This is a genomic window from Enterococcus olivae, from assembly GCF_053760925.1.
On sequence record NZ_JBSMVT010000005.1, the window covers coordinates 127,894 to 143,365 of the forward strand.

The 15,472-nt window shown below is 38.8% G+C and carries 11 protein-coding genes and 1 pseudogene; 11 read left to right on the forward strand and 1 reads right to left on the reverse strand.

The window, feature by feature from the left end:
• Nucleotides 1–29 precede the first annotated feature (29 nt).
• Entirely contained in the window at nt 30–905 is an 876-nt protein-coding gene (locus ACWODM_RS05620; RefSeq protein WP_455320397.1) for a DUF6671 family protein, read from the forward strand.
• A gap of 984 nt (nt 906–1,889) precedes the next feature.
• Nucleotides 1,890–2,492 (forward strand): CadD family cadmium resistance transporter, encoded by a 603-nt coding sequence (locus ACWODM_RS05625; RefSeq protein WP_455320398.1) that lies wholly within the window; start codon nt 1,890–1,892, stop codon nt 2,490–2,492.
• A 544-nt stretch (nt 2,493–3,036) separates the two neighbouring features.
• Here ACWODM_RS05625 and ACWODM_RS05630 read toward each other — a convergent pair.
• Nucleotides 3,037–4,140 carry an IS30 family transposase gene (locus ACWODM_RS05630; RefSeq protein WP_455320399.1) on the reverse strand — a complete coding sequence of 368 codons (1,104 nt, stop codon included), beginning with the start codon at nt 4,138–4,140 and terminating at the stop codon, nt 3,037–3,039.
• A 336-nt stretch (nt 4,141–4,476) separates the two neighbouring features.
• Here ACWODM_RS05630 and ACWODM_RS05635 point away from each other — a divergent pair, with 336 nt between their 5' ends.
• The 9 genes and pseudogenes from ACWODM_RS05635 to ACWODM_RS05675 all read left to right on the forward strand — a co-directional run.
• Nucleotides 4,477–7,104, forward strand: a complete 2,628-nt coding sequence (locus ACWODM_RS05635) for a cation-translocating P-type ATPase (protein ID WP_455320400.1) — start codon at nt 4,477–4,479, stop codon at nt 7,102–7,104.
• 531 nt (nt 7,105–7,635) lie between these two features.
• Nucleotides 7,636–8,133: a hypothetical protein gene (locus tag ACWODM_RS05640; RefSeq protein ID WP_455320401.1), complete on the forward strand. Its 498-nt coding sequence runs from the start codon at nt 7,636–7,638 to the stop codon at nt 8,131–8,133.
• Complete coding sequence (locus ACWODM_RS05645; RefSeq protein WP_000323438.1) at nt 8,134–8,550, forward strand: recombinase; 417 nt, start codon at nt 8,134–8,136, stop codon at nt 8,548–8,550.
• A 19-nt stretch (nt 8,551–8,569) separates the two neighbouring features.
• A pseudogene (locus ACWODM_RS05650) lies at nt 8,570–8,959 on the forward strand (recombinase family protein); the annotation flags it as partial.
• A 277-nt stretch (nt 8,960–9,236) separates the two neighbouring features.
• Entirely contained in the window at nt 9,237–9,440 is a 204-nt protein-coding gene (locus tag ACWODM_RS05655; protein WP_455320402.1) for a helix-turn-helix domain-containing protein, read from the forward strand.
• 34 nt (nt 9,441–9,474) lie between these two features.
• A complete protein-coding gene (gene hsdR, locus ACWODM_RS05660; RefSeq protein WP_455320403.1) occupies nt 9,475–11,850 on the forward strand; it encodes an EcoAI/FtnUII family type I restriction enzme subunit R in 2,376 nt (791 codons plus the stop codon).
• A 22-nt stretch (nt 11,851–11,872) separates the two neighbouring features.
• Nucleotides 11,873–13,342, forward strand: coding sequence for an N-6 DNA methylase (locus ACWODM_RS05665; RefSeq protein ID WP_455320404.1), 1,470 nt, complete (start codon nt 11,873–11,875; stop codon nt 13,340–13,342).
• On the forward strand, nt 13,343–14,785 hold the full coding sequence (locus tag ACWODM_RS05670) for a restriction endonuclease subunit S (protein ID WP_455320405.1): 1,443 nt from the start codon (nt 13,343–13,345) through the stop codon (nt 14,783–14,785).
• Nucleotides 14,786–15,266: 481 nt separating this feature from the next.
• Nucleotides 15,267–15,472: transposase (locus ACWODM_RS05675; protein WP_455320406.1), on the forward strand; the 206-nt coding region annotated here is incomplete at its 3' end.

Here is a 15,472-nt window from a genome sequence, read left to right on the forward strand (position 1 = left end):
AGTATATCTATATAGAAGGAGTTTAGCTAATGGATAAAAGGAAAATTATTCACTCTCTTTTCAAAAATCGTGTAGCGATATTAGCAACGATGCATAAAAAAGAAGAAGTAATATCACCGATACTAGAAAATGAATTAGGAATTGAAATTGTTGTTCCTGAAGGATTTAATACGGATCAGTTTGGGACATTTACTGGAGATATAGAGCGTATGGGTGATCAATATGATGCTGCTAGACATAAGGCAATGGGAGCTATGTGCTTATATGATAAAACCTTAGCTTTTGCCAGTGAAGGTTCCTTTGGCCCCCACCCAGTCATTCCATTTGTATCATTTAACCGAGAAATAGTAGTATTAATTGATAAGGAGAATGATATAGAAATTAGTGGCATTACAACCACAACAGAAACTAATTATGGTCATAAGGTAGTAAGAAACTTTCAAGAGGCCTATGAATTTTCCATAGAAAAAGGATTTCCAGAGCATCGAGTTGTTATAAAAGTGAATCAGTTTACAAGTGATAAAAATCATATGATTAAAGGTATAACAAATCAAGCGGATCTTGAATATGCGGTTGAATTTGCTCTAAAGAATTCTTATGATGGAGAAATATATATAGAAACTGATATGAGAGCATTATATAATCCAACTAGAATGAGAAGTATTGAGGCTGCTACTAATAATCTTATTAAGAATATATTCAATCTCTGCCCGAAATGTGGATGGCCAGGTTTTAAGTTGATAAATAAAAAGGAAGGGTTACCTTGTAGCTGGTGTGGCCTCCCTACTAAATTAGCACTGTCATATCACTACAATTGCAAAAAATGTGGATATACTGAAGAAAAATTATATCCAAATGGAGCAAAACAAGCAGAACCAGGAAACTGTCAATATTGTAATCCATAAATTATTAAAAAATTAAAATTAAAATAAAAAAACTTGTTATATTACATTCATAATCAACAGATAAAATTTTGGATTTTTGTAAAGTTGAAACAGCCTATTTGATTAAATTGATTATATGCTGTTTTTGATATGGAAAATAACTCTTCAAGATTTTCTAAATTGTATGTTTGGATAGTTCTTTTGATGAATGAGATAATACCCTCCGTCTGCATGCTTTTTAGTGCCCTTGATACATTAAAATGTTCAGCCAAGGTTTTCTTTGTAAATTTCAGATTAATTACATCGCTATTCTATTTATTCCATACGTTCAAGCCCAGCATGTATATTACTATTGTGGGAAGAATTTTGAGAGTAAAGAAAAGGCCGCAGATTTCTGCTGCCACAAATGTTATATACGAGATCGGTTCTGACGTGATAAAGACCTAGAAGATGTAATCAAGCACTCAAAGGAGAGAACACCGCTTCAAAATGTACCAGTGTGGATCAAGGGCTTAATGGCCGGTGTTGAAGCGAGAGAATCAGCTGAAGATTCAAACGAATATTACTGATTTAAGCACCCACATTGAGACTTATACAAGTTAAAATAGGGGGATAGAAATTGAGTATTTACCCCTGTTACAGTATGATTTGTTAAATTGTATAAGAGTAATATGATACCGCATGTTGAGACAGTGACACTACTTGAGAAGAAACGTTAGTTTCGCAGAAGTAGATCTCCTACCCATGCACGGGATTTTCCAGAAGACAAGCAAAATGAGCAAGCTGAGTGGCTGAAACATTGTATGTTTAATGGTATAATTCATGAGGGAACAAAGTGACTTCATAAACGTTGGTTTAGAAAGCATATGAGTCATGTGAAAAAAATATGAAAGTTGGATGTTTTATATGAAGCAATTTATTAAATATTCTCCCTTGGCTTTGGCCAAGTTGATGTGTTTGTGTGAAAACCACCAATTCTAATAAACATATTGAAAGGGGAGGCTTATGGAAATAATTATATCTTCAATGTTAGTTTTTATCTCTACGTCCATCGATTATTTGGTTGTTTTAACGATTCTTTTCTCTACCATGAATACGGGTAAACAACGATCAATTTATATTGGCCAATATATTGGAACGGGGTTGCTCGTTGGCTTTAGTCTCATTGCAGCGTACTTCCTGAACTTTATTCCACAAGATTGGGTGATCGGGTTACTTGGTTTACTTCCTTTGATTCTGGGGATTAGGGCTATCTTCATCGATGAAGATGTAAATGAAAAGGACTTAGAAGAAAAGATGTCGCATAGACAGTCAGAAGTTGCGAGTGTGGTTGCTCTGACCATTGCCCTTGGCGGAGATAATTTGGGGATTTATATTCCTTACTTTACTGGAATGTCCCTCCAGGAAGTCATGGTTGTGATCCTTGTTTTTATCATTGGGATTTTTAGCTTATGTTATTTATCCAAACGATTGGCTTCGGTTCCTATGATTGGTGAAGTAGTTGAGCGTTACGAAAAAGTCATCGTACCAGTCGTTTTTATCGGCTTGGGTATTTTTATTCTGTTAGAGAATGGTACGATTCAACATCTTTGGTCACTGATTGCATAGAATTTTAAGCAGCTTCACGGAAAGTAGAATATACCATTTAAGTATATAAGGTTGAGCTTAGATACATATAACACAACCGGAATATGAAAGAGGCACAGAACGATGCAATATAATTAGCATCGTTTTGTGTCTCACTTTTATGTATATTTTTTAACAATTATGGATCACAGCTTTCTTATTCTCTAAATGGGAAATAAATAAGCTGATATTTTATTAATAGGTTATACTTGAATAACTGAGACAATCATAGATCTAATTCGAGAGAGAATAAGAAATATAGCGTATACAAAAATATTTAAGAAGAATTTTGGTAATATATGTAGGAAGAGAAAAAGGGAGGCATGATTTATGCAACATTCATATAAATATATAACGAAAATTTCAAGTTTAAGTTAGCCACTTTGTTTTTTAGTGTGTTACCAACTAACTTAACTTATTTTATTACCCGTCAGTGCTTGATAACAAGCTGAGGTAGAGCAGTCCTTGGTCGATCGTGCACTTGTCAACTTCTTAGCAATCAAGTCATGTCGAGTGAGACTCGGTATCAAGCACTAACCGGTTTTTTCGTCTGTTGCACTTGGCGTTCTTTGTGAAATTCTCTCGCGAAACAGTCATAAGGCGTTTGATAGCCTAATAGCTTGCGTGGATAATCGTTCATCCAGTTTTGAATTCTTAGGCACTTTACCTCACATAATGCTTGGAGTGGTTGTCCTTTAGGGAGAAAGCGACGAATGATTTTATGTTGATTCTCACTCGTTCCACGTTCCCAAGAAGCATAAGGGTGCGTAAAATAGACGTCGAGTGTATCCTGTAAAGCGGTATGCAGGCCCGCAAACTCTGAGCCATTATCTGATGTGATCGTTTTAAATAGTTGGTTGAAAGCATCACCTGCGCGTTGACGCAGAGAGTCCATCGCTTCATCCACAGCCTGAGCCGTTTTGTTCTTGAGTTTCAGAATGACTTCATAGCGCGTCTTACGTTCGACTAATGTCAACAATACAGGGTCACAGGCCGCTTGACTGCCAATCACTGTATCAATTTCCCAGTGTCCAAAGTGCTCTCTGGTTTCGATTGCTTTCGGGCGATCTTCAATCGATGGTCCTAAGACACGTTTGTTTCGACGCGCTTTAGTCGTTCGTTTCTTGGTATTACGCGACAGCTTTTCTAACAAATCCAAGTTGCGAGTTTTCATCACACCGCTATCGATCCAATGGTATAACGTCGTTGTACAAGGAACAATCGCAGCGTCAAACAACTGATGTTCACGAGCGAAACCCACGACAACATCGGGGGACCATTTCTCTTGAAGCATCTTTTCGTCTGCCCAGTCAATAAAGGCGTTGGAATCCGCCCATTTAAGTCGCCTACCGCAGTGAAGATGTTGACGCTCATAATTAGCTTGTCCGGCATCGGCATCATATAGTGTGTAGGAATAGTCGTAGGTTTTACCGTTTTGTTTTTGGCGTTTCAGTTGCGTGATGGTGCCTCTTTTCACTTCATTATGAATGGTTTGAGGGGATCGCCCTAATAACTTGGCAATGGCGCGGTGAGAATAGGCTTCTTTTTTGAGAATCTGAATGTGACAACGTTCTTGATAAGATAGGTGTGTCCCTTTTCGTGAGACTGTTTTAAACTGGTCTTGCGTCATGTGAATTCATCCTTGTCTATTGAGAGTTAGTGGTAACTTCAATATAACATGAAATTCACGTGGCGTTTTTTTATGGATTTTTAGAGGTGGCTAACCTCATTATAAAATCCTCCAGTGAATTAACTTGCTTTTTTTCCTTCCCTTATTTATAATAAGTTTGACATTAAAATAAGAAGTGCGGGAGTAACTGGCAGTTTTTTACTGCTACAGTGCCACCAAACGTAGATAATTTATCTGCTGGTGCTGTATTAAATAGTAAGACGCATACGGAAGTGAGTGAGTTTTTCCGTATGCGTCTTTATTTGTCTCACTCCAAAAGCATAGAAAGGACAGAAAATGGATTATTATAAAGAAAGTATTGAAACGGTATTGTCGTCTTTAAACACCTCTACCGAAGGAATTATGACGGAGGATGCAAAAAAGCGGCAAGAAGAACAAGGGTTTAATGAAATCAGTAGAAAAGATAGACAGTCTACACTCTCTATGTTCATTGATACCTTTAAAGACCCATTGGTTATCGTCTTGCTTATCGTTGCCATCGTGCAAATCGTATTAGGAGAAGCTGTTGAATCTCTCATTATTTTTGCGGTGCTTATCATCAATTCAATCTTAAGTGTCGTTCAAACAAAAAAGGCAGAAGATTCTTTAGAGTCTTTAAGACAAATGGCTACTCCAACGACTACAGTCATTAGAAATGGTCGTCCACAAAATGTCGAGGCTAGAGAACTGGTCAAAGGGGACATTGTTCTTTTAGAAGCGGGAGACAATATTCCAGCAGACGGAAGACTGATTGAAGCGGAATCTCTTCAAGTCGTAGAAGGGGCATTAACAGGTGAATCGGTTGCTTCAGATAAATTCGTTGCTAAGCTGGAAGAAGATGCCCCTCTTGCGGATAGAAGTAATATGAATTATAGTGGCACGCTTGTCACTTACGGTAGAGGAAAAATGGTTGTCACAGCTATTGGAGAAGAAACAGAAATGGGTAAAGTCGCCCAGTTGATTCAAAGTGCAGAAGCCAAACAAACCCCTCTCCAACGAAAGCTGGAAGATTTCAGTAAAAAACTGGGTATTGGTATTCTGATTTTATCCATTCTCATTTTTGCTATTCAAGCTGTTCGAATCTTCTTAGGAGATTCACAAGACTATACTGTTCCATTAGTTAACGCCTTTATGTTTGCGGTAGCTGTGGCTGTTGCGGCTATTCCTGAAGCTCTCCAATCCATCGTAACGATTGTCTTATCTGTTGGAACAAATAAAATGGCTAAACAGCATGTGATTATCAGACAATTGCCAGCTGTAGAAACCCTCGGATCAACAGGTGTTATCTGTACAGATAAAACCGGGACATTGACACAAAATAAAATGACGGTCGTGGATGCCTATATACCGAATGGTGTCACACACTTATTTTCTGGGGACAGCCAAACGTGGTCTGATTCCGAACGCATCCTCATGCAAATAGCCGTACTAGCGAATGATTCCAATATTGATGAAAAAGGGGAATCGAGCGGTGATCCGACGGAAGTGGCTTTAATTGCTTACAGTAACAAGCAAGATGCACCCTATGAAGAAATCCGTAAGAAATACCCTCGTTTACTCGAGCTGCCTTTTGATTCAAGCAGAAAGCGCATGTCAACCGTGCATGAAATCAATGGTGAAAAACGCCTCTTAACAAAAGGTGGGCCAGATATTATCTTCGACTTGTGCTCACGTATTAAGCTGAACGGTGAAATTGTCGAATTAACAGAAGAACGATTAGAGGCTCTCAAAGCGCAAAACGAAAAGTTCTCTGACCAGGCCTTTCGTGTGTTAGCTTTCGCTTACAAGCCTATTGAAAAAGATACTATTGAAGTTGAAGATGAAAGTGATTTAATCTTTGTCGGTTTACTTGCAATGATCGATCCTCCTAGAGAAGAAGTGTATCACGCCGTTCAGGATGCAGAAAAAGCAGGAATTAAAACTGTCATGATTACTGGTGACCATAAAACGACTGCACGAGCCATTGGTCGGGACTTGAATATTTTCAAGGAAGGTGACCTTGCTTATACCGGACAAGAATTAGACGCGCTAAGCGATGATGAGCTGATGGACAAGTTAGAAAAAATATCAGTTTATGCGCGTGTTACTCCAGAAAACAAAATCAGAATCGTAGATGCTTGGCAAAAGAAAAACCAGGTGACCGCAATGACTGGAGATGGAGTGAATGATGCCCCTGCTTTAAAACAAGCTGACATCGGGATAGCCATGGGTAGTGGAACAGATGTGGCTAAAGATGCCTCTGCTATGATTTTGACAGATGATAACTTTGTATCTATCGTTCATGCGGTTGCTGTCGGGCGTACGGTTTACAGTAATATTAAAAAAGCTATTGCTTACCTATTCTCAGGTAACTTAGGTGCTGTTATTGCGATTTTAGTTGCTTTATTACTCAATTGGGTTAACCCCTTTACAGCATTACAATTACTCTTTATTAACTTAGCTAATGATTCCCTTCCTGCTATTGCTTTGGGATTAGAGCCTAGAGAACCTAACGTCATGAATGAATCACCGAGAGATCCTGATGAGTCTATTTTCTCAGGAAAAACCTTAAGCACAGTTATATTCCGGGGTTCTTTAATCGGTCTAGCGGTTATCATTTCTCAGTTTATTGGGTTGCAGTATTCAGCTGAGATAAGTGTAGCTATGGCCTTTACAACACTTATTTTATCTAGAACATTGCAAGTATTCCCTGCGCGTTCGACTACTCAAACTAGTTTTGAAGCAGGATTCTTTACTAACAAATTTATATTAATGGCCTTTATTGCTTGTTTAGGTCTATATGGTATCACTCTTTTACCGGTTGTTAAAGGGGTATTCTCAATCCCAGATACTTTTGGCTTAATGCATTGGGCTATTGCAACAGGATTGGCCTTATCTACAACTGTACTGATGGAATTGAAGAAAAAAGTTTTCCCCGATAAATAAATTAATACGTTTTAAATACAGAGTATGAAAAGGAGGCTGGGACAAAAGGTCCCGGATTCTGAATCAAAAGAGAACTTACAATTTCTGTCTTGTAAATTGCATGTTCTCTTATTTTAATGTTTAGATTTTTGCGAAAATATGTAACATGAACAGTACAAAAGCCACCTTGCTGCAAATAGGGTGGCTTTTTATCACTATTTTTGTATTAATTTAACTTTTACCTGAATAATTCATAGTTTTACTAATAGTCTTTCCTAACATTGATTTAATAGTCTTTAAAGTATTCTGCTTCATCACCCATTAGGTGATGAAAAAAGAACCCCTTTCTGATTTAGCGGACAAATACTTTGACCTAATCTCAGAAGATATAAAAGAAAAAATAATAAAATATCCGATTTATACTTTGTATAAAGATCTAAAGTAGTTAGCAAATCATTTACAGCAAATCACTATGTTCCACATACCATTTTACATACTTACCTTATCCACGACACATGTTGAGACAGTATCGAAGATAAAGAAAGTTGCTCCATGTTGTTTTTGCGAGATGGGGAAATCAAAGCCACATTTACAACCATGATGAATAAGCTTGCTTTCAGTATCAAGCTAATCCTAGAACCACTTTTCAAGTCAGTTAGCCAAATCGATGAAGAAAGCGACCGTGAAAGAATGGACGCTATTGATAAGCGAATGGAGCAACTCATGGAAGAACGCAACACCCTTATTACACTGATGGCCAAAGGTTTCCTTGAGCCAGCTCTTTTTAATCAGGAACGAAATGTTTTAGATAGTGAGATGAAAAATCTTTCAACTGAAAAAACAAACCTTGTATCAAATTCCGCGAGTGGGATTTTACGAGCAAACGAGATAAAGGACCTCATTGATTACGTGTCAGCAGATAATTTTAATGGTGACTACACGGAAGAATTATTTGAAGAATTTGTAGAGAACATCATTGTAAATTCCAGGGATGAGCTGACATTCAATTTGAAATGCGGTCTTTCCCTGAAAGAAAAGGTGGTGAGATAAATGGCATATATTCCATATGGATACAAAATTCAAGATGGAGTGGTTACTGTCGATGAAAAGGCAGCAGGTCAAGTAAAGGTATTCTTTGAGAAATACATATCAGGACTATCCCTTACAGTGGCTGGCGAACAGGCAGGTATTGAAAAGACACATTCTGTGATGGGGCGCATTTTGAAAAACGTCAACTACCTTGGAAATGATACGTATCCAGCAATTATTGATAAAGAGATATTTGATAAAGCTGAAGAAGTTAGAGATAAACGTGCAAAGGATTTAGGACGAGTGGTAGAGCTTGCCGCTTTCACCTCTCCCCCTCCCAAAGAACGATTCAAAATGAAAAAGGCAGATAATAAGATGCCAGTGGATCCTTTTGAACGAGCAGAATACTTATACAGTCTGATAGAAAGCGAGGAATAAAGTGACAGAGAAAAATATAATGGTTATTCCTGCTCGTAAAAGGGTAGGAAGTACAGCCGCAAAAGAAAAGATAAAGAAACTTCGTGTTGCTGCCTATTGCCGTGTTTCTACAGAAACGGAAGAACAAAATTCTAGCTATGAGGTTCAGGTTGCACACTACACGGAGTTTATAAAGAAGAATACTGAATGGGAGTTTGCTGGCATCTTTGCAGATGATGGTATCTCTGGTACGAACACTAAAAAGCGTGACGAATTTAATCGTATGATTGCAGAGTGTATGGATGGTAACATCGACATGGTTATTACTAAATCCATCAGCCGATTTGCACGTAACACCCTAGACTGCCTTCAATATATTAGACAGCTCAAGGATAAGAACATATCCGTTTATTTTGAAAACATAAACACTGATACCCCACGATGCCCGAAAACAGCGGACTTCTGTGGGGTTTAATTCATTTTTGGTGTTTGTTTGGTGTTTAAAGATAGTCAACGATAATGGATTTTACCATACGAAATGGCTTAAATACAATATTCGCCCAGTGTATTGATGCGCTCCCTACTCTTGGAACTATAACTCATTCACATGAAAATCTTGCGATGATGTAAGGTTTTCTTTCTATTTCGTTTAGTAATGTGTTATACTATTCTTAACTATATTTTACATCCTTGGAGGTGTGCGATTCATGGTGATTAGCTATGATAATCTTTGGAAACTCTTGATCGACAAGAAGATGAATAAAACTGATTTAAAAGATCAAGCCGGCATTACCTATAATATTATCGCTCGTCTCGGTAAAGGGGAATCGGTAAGCATGGAGAGCCTTTATAAAATCTGTAGATGCCTCCATTGTAATATCGGTGACATCATGGAGTTTAAGTTCGATTAACATCGTTTAAATAAAATGAAAGGGGCGAAAGTTTATGGGGAAAAGCCATTTGTCTGAAGAAGATATCAAATTAAGATATATCACACCGGCTATACAGAATACAGGATGGAATAACAAGCAAATACGGATGGAGTACGCTTTTACTGCAGGGCGTATTATTTTGCGTGGAAATATTACTGCGAGAGGAAGAAAGAAAAGTGCTGACTATCTACTGTCGTACAAAAACAACTTCCCTCTAGCCATAGTGGAAGCAAAGGACAATACAAAGCCTGTAGGTGCTGGACTTCAACAAGCCATTGATTATGCCAAGGCACTGGATGTTCCTTATGTCTATGCTTCAAATGGAGATGGCTTTGTGGAGCAGAACCTCATCACAGGTGAAGTGAAGGAACTGAAATTAGAAGAGTTCCCATCACCAGAAGCGCTGTACCAAAGATACAGAATTGATAAGGGGATTGATGAGACTGAAGAAAAAGTTATGCTGGAGCCTTATTACTACATACCTAATTATAAAACCCCTCGGTATTATCAACGGGTGGCTATTAATAGAGCGGTAGATGCTGTTGCCAAAGGACAAAATCGTGTCCTTGTAGTTAGTGCCACAGGTACCGGTAAAACTTACATGACCTTCCAGATGATCTATCGTTTATGGAAGTCTGGCCTGAAGAAGAAGATTCTTTTCTTGGCAGATCGGAATGTGCTGATTGACCAGACCATGACCGGAGACTTTAAACCCTTTAGTGGAAAGATGACCAAGGTGCAGAATAGAAATCTAGATAGTTCCTATGAGATTTATCTGGCACTTTATCAGCAGCTAGTTGGTGATGATGGTGAAGAAGCCTATCGCCAGTTTCAGCCAAATTTCTTTGACCTTATTGTAATTGATGAGTGCCACCGGGGTAGTGCTAAAGAAGAATCAGCCTGGCGAAAAGTGTTGGACTACTTTACTGAAGCCACACATATTGGCTGTACAGCTACTCCAATTGAAACAAAGGAAGCCTCTAGCTTCACTTATTTTGGAGAGCCGATATATGAATACTCCTTAAAGCAGGGAATTGATGATGGTTTCCTTGCGCCTTATAAAGTGATTCGTATCGGTCTGGATAAAGACCTTGAAGGCTATCGCCCAGAAGCGGGCAAAGTGGATAAGCATGGCTATGAGATAGAAGACCGAGAGTACAACGTCAAAGACTTTGATAGAAGTATTGTCATTGACGATAGAACCCGGGTGGTGGCATCTAAAATATCCGAGTTCCTGAAAAAGACCGATCGGTTCAGCAAGACCATCGTCTTCTGTGTGGATATTGAACACGCAGAGAGGATGCGTCAAGCACTGATCAATGAAAATAAGGATCTTTATGCCGAAAATGACCGTTATATCATGAGGATTACCGGTGACAATGATATCGGTAAAGCGCAGCTGGAAAATTTCATTGATGAAGAAAGCCCTTATCCGGTGATAGCAGTGACCAGCAAACTCATGACCACAGGTGTGGATGCCAAGATGTGTAAACTCATTGTACTGGAGAACAACATCAACAGCATGACCGAATTCAAGCAGATCATCGGGCGTGGCACACGCCTTCTAGAAGATTACGGCAAGACCTACTTCACCATCATGGACTTTAGAAATGCCAGCAGACTCTTTGCCGATCCTGCCTTTGATGGTAAGCCAGAAGTGGTCATTGACCTTGGGGGTGATGACCCAGTGGATGAGCCTGAAACACCTACAGAGGAAGGTGAAGAAGGTACTGGAGAAGATACAGGTACTGATGGTGTTAAAGAAGATGATGGCGAATATGTAACCGATGATACTCCACCCTTTGATGATGAAGGCGAAGACAAACCAAGAAAATATTATGTCGGCGATGTTCTGGTAAAAGTTCTATCAGAAAGAGTCCAGTATGTAGATAAGGATGGCAAGCTCATTACTGAAAGTCTTATTGACTACACAAAGAAAAACATCCTTGAGCAGTATTCAAGATTGGATGACTTCCTGCGCACCTGGACAGAAGCTGAAAGGAAGCAAGCCATCATTGATGAACTCCAGGATGACGGTGTGCTTCTTGAAGCGGTAAGACAAGAATTGGGAAAAACGGAGCTGGATGACTTTGATCTCATCTGCCACATAGCCTATGATAAGGCACCCCTGACCAAGAAGGAACGGGCAGAGAACGTGAAGAAAAGGCATTACCTTTACAAGTATTCAGATGTAGCCAAAGAGGTTATTGAAGCCCTACTTGACAAGTATGCCAATGATGGCATCAAGGAGATTGAAGATACGAAGGTGCTTCAACTGAAAGAGTTCCAGAAAATTGGCAGCCCGATGAAGATTGTCAAAGCCTTTGGTGGTAAGGAAGCTTATTTGAAAGCAGTACAGGAGCTAGAAAACGAAATATATTACGCATAAATAGAGATGGCAGGTAGATAAAATGGCGATTAGTAACTTTGTGAAAAGAATCCAGGATGTCATGCGAAATGACTCGGGCGTTAATGGTGATGCCCAAAGAATTGAGCAGATCGTGTGGATTTTGTTTTTAAAAATATATGATGCAAAAGAAGAAACATGGGAACTTTTAAATGATAACTACAAGTCCATCATTCCAGAAGGACTTAAATGGAGAGATTGGGCGGTAGACAGAAAAGATGGAGAAGCACTCACAGGGGATGCCCTCCTGGACTTTGTCAACAACACATTATTTCCAACTTTAAAGAATCTTGAAATTGATGAAAACACACCAATGAGCCAGGTCATTGTTCGTTATGCCTTTGAAGATGCCAACAACTATCAGAAAGATGGTGTGCTTCTAAGGCAAGTAGTCAATATCATTGATGAGATTGACTTTACCGAATACAAGGAGCGCCATGAGTTTGGTGCCATTTATGAGTCTTTCCTAAAAGACCTTCAAAGTGCTGGTAACGCCGGTGAGTTCTACACACCAAGAGCAGTGACTGACTTTATGGTTAAAGTGGTAAAACCTGTCCTGGGTGATAAAATTGGAGACTTTGCCTGTGGAACTGGTGGTTTCTTGACCTCTGCCCTCAATGAACTGGATAAACAGGTAGGCAACTCCCTGGAAAACAGAGAAATCTACAACAAGTCTGTCTATGGTATTGAGAAAAAATCTCTGCCCCACATGCTATGTGTCACCAATATGCTGATCCATGATATTGATGATCCAAATATCCTACATGGTAATGCCCTAGAGACAGATTACAAGGAACTTCGAAAGATGGAGCCTTTTGATGTGATTCTTATGAATCCGCCTTATGGGGGGAGCGAAAAGGACAGCGTCAAAGTCAACTTTCCAACGGAGCTGAGAAGTTCTGAGACAGCTGACCTCTTTATGAATGTGATTATGTTCAGACTAAGGAAAAATGGACGTGCGGCAGTCATCTTACCAGATGGGTTCCTATTTGGTACAGATAACGGAAAGTTTAATATCAAGAAAAAGCTGATGAGCGAGTTCAACCTCCACACAGTGATCAGAATGCCTCACAGCGTCTTTGCACCTTATACATCCATTAGAACCAACATTTTATTCTTTGATAATACAGAGCCGACCAAAGAAACCTGGTTCTATCGTGTGGATATGCCAGAGGGTTATAAGAACTTCTCCAAGACCAGACCGATGAAGTTGGAGCATTTCAACGATGCCATTAACTGGTGGGAGAACCGGGAAGAAATCGAAGCAGATGGATTTCCAAAAGCTAAGAGATACACCATTGATGAAATTGTAGAAAGAAGCTACAATATTGATCTTTGTGGATTCCCTCATGAAGAGGAAGTGATACTTGAACCTATGGACTTGATTCAAGAATACCAGGAGAAGCGAGCATCCCTTAATGTAGAAATCGATCATGTATTAGAACAGATTACTTCTATGCTTGGAGGTAATTAAATGAATGCACAGGACTTGAAGAATAGTATTCTTCAACTTGCCATACAAGGGAAACTTGTAAAACAGCGAGAAGAAGAAGGTACTGCGAAGGAACTATTGGAAAAAATTGAAGCTGAGAAGAAACAGCTTATTAAAGAAGGTAAAATTAAAAAGCAGAAGGAATTACCGGAAATACAGGAAGATGAGAGTCCTTTTGATATCCCAGAGAGTTGGGAATGGGTGAGATTGGGGACGGTTTGTAATATCATCAATGGTTTTACACCAAGTAAAAGTAATCCTAAGTTTTGGAATAATGCCACAATTCCTTGGTTTACCATAGCTGATGTTCGAAGCCAAGGCAGGTTTATTAACTATACTGAGCAGTCTATAAGTGAAGAAGCTATTTCTAAAAACTCGGATCGTATTGTTCCAAAAGATAGCATTTTGCTTTGTTGTACTGCATCAGTTGGAGAATATGCATACACAAATATTGCATTAACTACAAATCAACAATTTAATGGATTAGTGATTAAGGATGAATATGGAGGTGTAGTTCATCCTATGTATGTATATGAATTTGCAAAAACCCTAAAACGCACCTTATTATTACAAGCAGGAAAAACAACAATAAATTTTGTATCTGTAAAAAAAGTTTCAAATATTGCTATCCCCCTCCCCCCACTAGAAGAACAAAAGCGCATCGTAGCAAAGATTGAAGAGCTGATGCCTTATGTAGATAAATATGATGTTGCCTATTCTGAAGTGGAGGAACTGAATAAAAAGTTCCCGGAGGATATGCAAAAGTCTATCTTGCAATATGCCATCCAAGGCAAGTTGGTTGAGCAGCGAGAAGAAGATGGAACAGCAGAAGACCTTTATAAGCAGATACAAGAAGAGAAGAAAAAGCTGATTAAGGAAGGCAAGATTAAAAAGACAAAGACACTTCCTGAGATTACAGAAGATGAGATCCCATTTGATATTCCGGAGAATTGGAAGTGGGTTAGGTTTGGGGATATAATGATCAATAGAGATTCTGAAAGAATTCCACTTTCAGTTTCACAAAGAGAAAAGTTGGATAAAATATATGATTATTATGGTGCTTCCGGTGTAATCGACAAAGTTGATAAATTTATTTTTGATGAGAAACTGATGTTGATTGGAGAAGATGGAGCAAACTTATTGACTCGAAGCAAACCAATTGCATTCTTAGCCGAAGGAAAATATTGGGTTAATAATCATGCCCACGTAATTGATTGTGGCGATTACATTCATCTAGAGTTTGTAATGTACTATATCAATGCAATTAGCTTGGCGAAATATGTTACTGGAACAGCGCAACCAAAGATGAATCAAGCTAATTTAAATAGTATCCCAGTGCCTCTCCCTCCACTTCCAGAACAAAAACGTATCGTAGAGAAGATAGAGGAACTTCTTCCTTACGCTAAACAACTGATAAAATGGTAGACTAACTACCCCAGGGGTGGTCTAATCTCTACAAGATCTCAAAATGGTGACCGCGCCAGGGTCACGTGTGAAAAATCGCATAATTCCATAGGGGGGATACCCCCGATAGCATCAAATAAGCGCCACATAGCCTTGTAAGCCTTGATATTAAAGGGTTTACGGGTTATGTGGCTATTTTTGTTTCGTTTCATAGTATCTGATATCACTGAATTTTAGGTACTAAAAACACCGATTCAAGCCCAATTTTTAGCCCTAAAATGTACGATTTGTCTTGCTATTACAGCCCGGTTGAGTGATATATGTAGTAACGAAAATACAGGAGGTGCTGTTAATGAAGGTATTATTTGGTCGAAAGATTTACGATATTGAGGAGCTGCGAGAAGCAACAGCAGCTGCAAAAGGAAAAGGTGGATAGGTTACACTGGACTAGACAGAAAAAATAAGGTGTGTACAATAAGAGAAAACACCTGGAGGAAAAATTATGTCAAAACGTCAAAGAAGAACCTATTCAAAAGAATTTAAACAACAAATGGTAGACTTGTACAATGCTGGGAAACCGAGAGCAGAAATCGTTCGGGAATATGAATTAACCCCCTCAGCTTTTGATAAATGGGTCAAACAAGCCAATACAACAGGATCATTCAAAGAAAAAGACAACCTAACCCCTGAACAAAAAGAATTAGCTGC

Excerpts from the sequence above, each read along its gene's own strand:
- ACWODM_RS05625 (WP_455320398.1), top strand. The coding sequence starts at position 1,890 with ATGGAAATAATTATATCTTCAATGTTAGTTTTTATCTCTACGTCCATC.
- ACWODM_RS05630 (WP_455320399.1), bottom strand. The coding sequence starts at position 4,140 with ATGACGCAAGACCAGTTTAAAACAGTCTCACGAAAAGGGACACACCTA.
- ACWODM_RS05655 (WP_455320402.1), top strand. The coding sequence starts at position 9,237 with ATGGTGATTAGCTATGATAATCTTTGGAAACTCTTGATCGACAAGAAG.
- ACWODM_RS05670 (WP_455320405.1), top strand. The coding sequence starts at position 13,343 with ATGAATGCACAGGACTTGAAGAATAGTATTCTTCAACTTGCCATACAA.
- ACWODM_RS05620 (WP_455320397.1), top strand. The coding sequence starts at position 30 with ATGGATAAAAGGAAAATTATTCACTCTCTTTTCAAAAATCGTGTAGCG.
- ACWODM_RS05645 (WP_000323438.1), top strand. The coding sequence starts at position 8,134 with ATGGCATATATTCCATATGGATACAAAATTCAAGATGGAGTGGTTACT.
- ACWODM_RS05640 (WP_455320401.1), top strand. The coding sequence starts at position 7,636 with ATGTTGTTTTTGCGAGATGGGGAAATCAAAGCCACATTTACAACCATG.
- ACWODM_RS05635 (WP_455320400.1), top strand. The coding sequence starts at position 4,477 with ATGGATTATTATAAAGAAAGTATTGAAACGGTATTGTCGTCTTTAAAC.
- hsdR (WP_455320403.1), top strand. The coding sequence starts at position 9,475 with ATGGGGAAAAGCCATTTGTCTGAAGAAGATATCAAATTAAGATATATC.
- ACWODM_RS05665 (WP_455320404.1), top strand. The coding sequence starts at position 11,873 with ATGGCGATTAGTAACTTTGTGAAAAGAATCCAGGATGTCATGCGAAAT.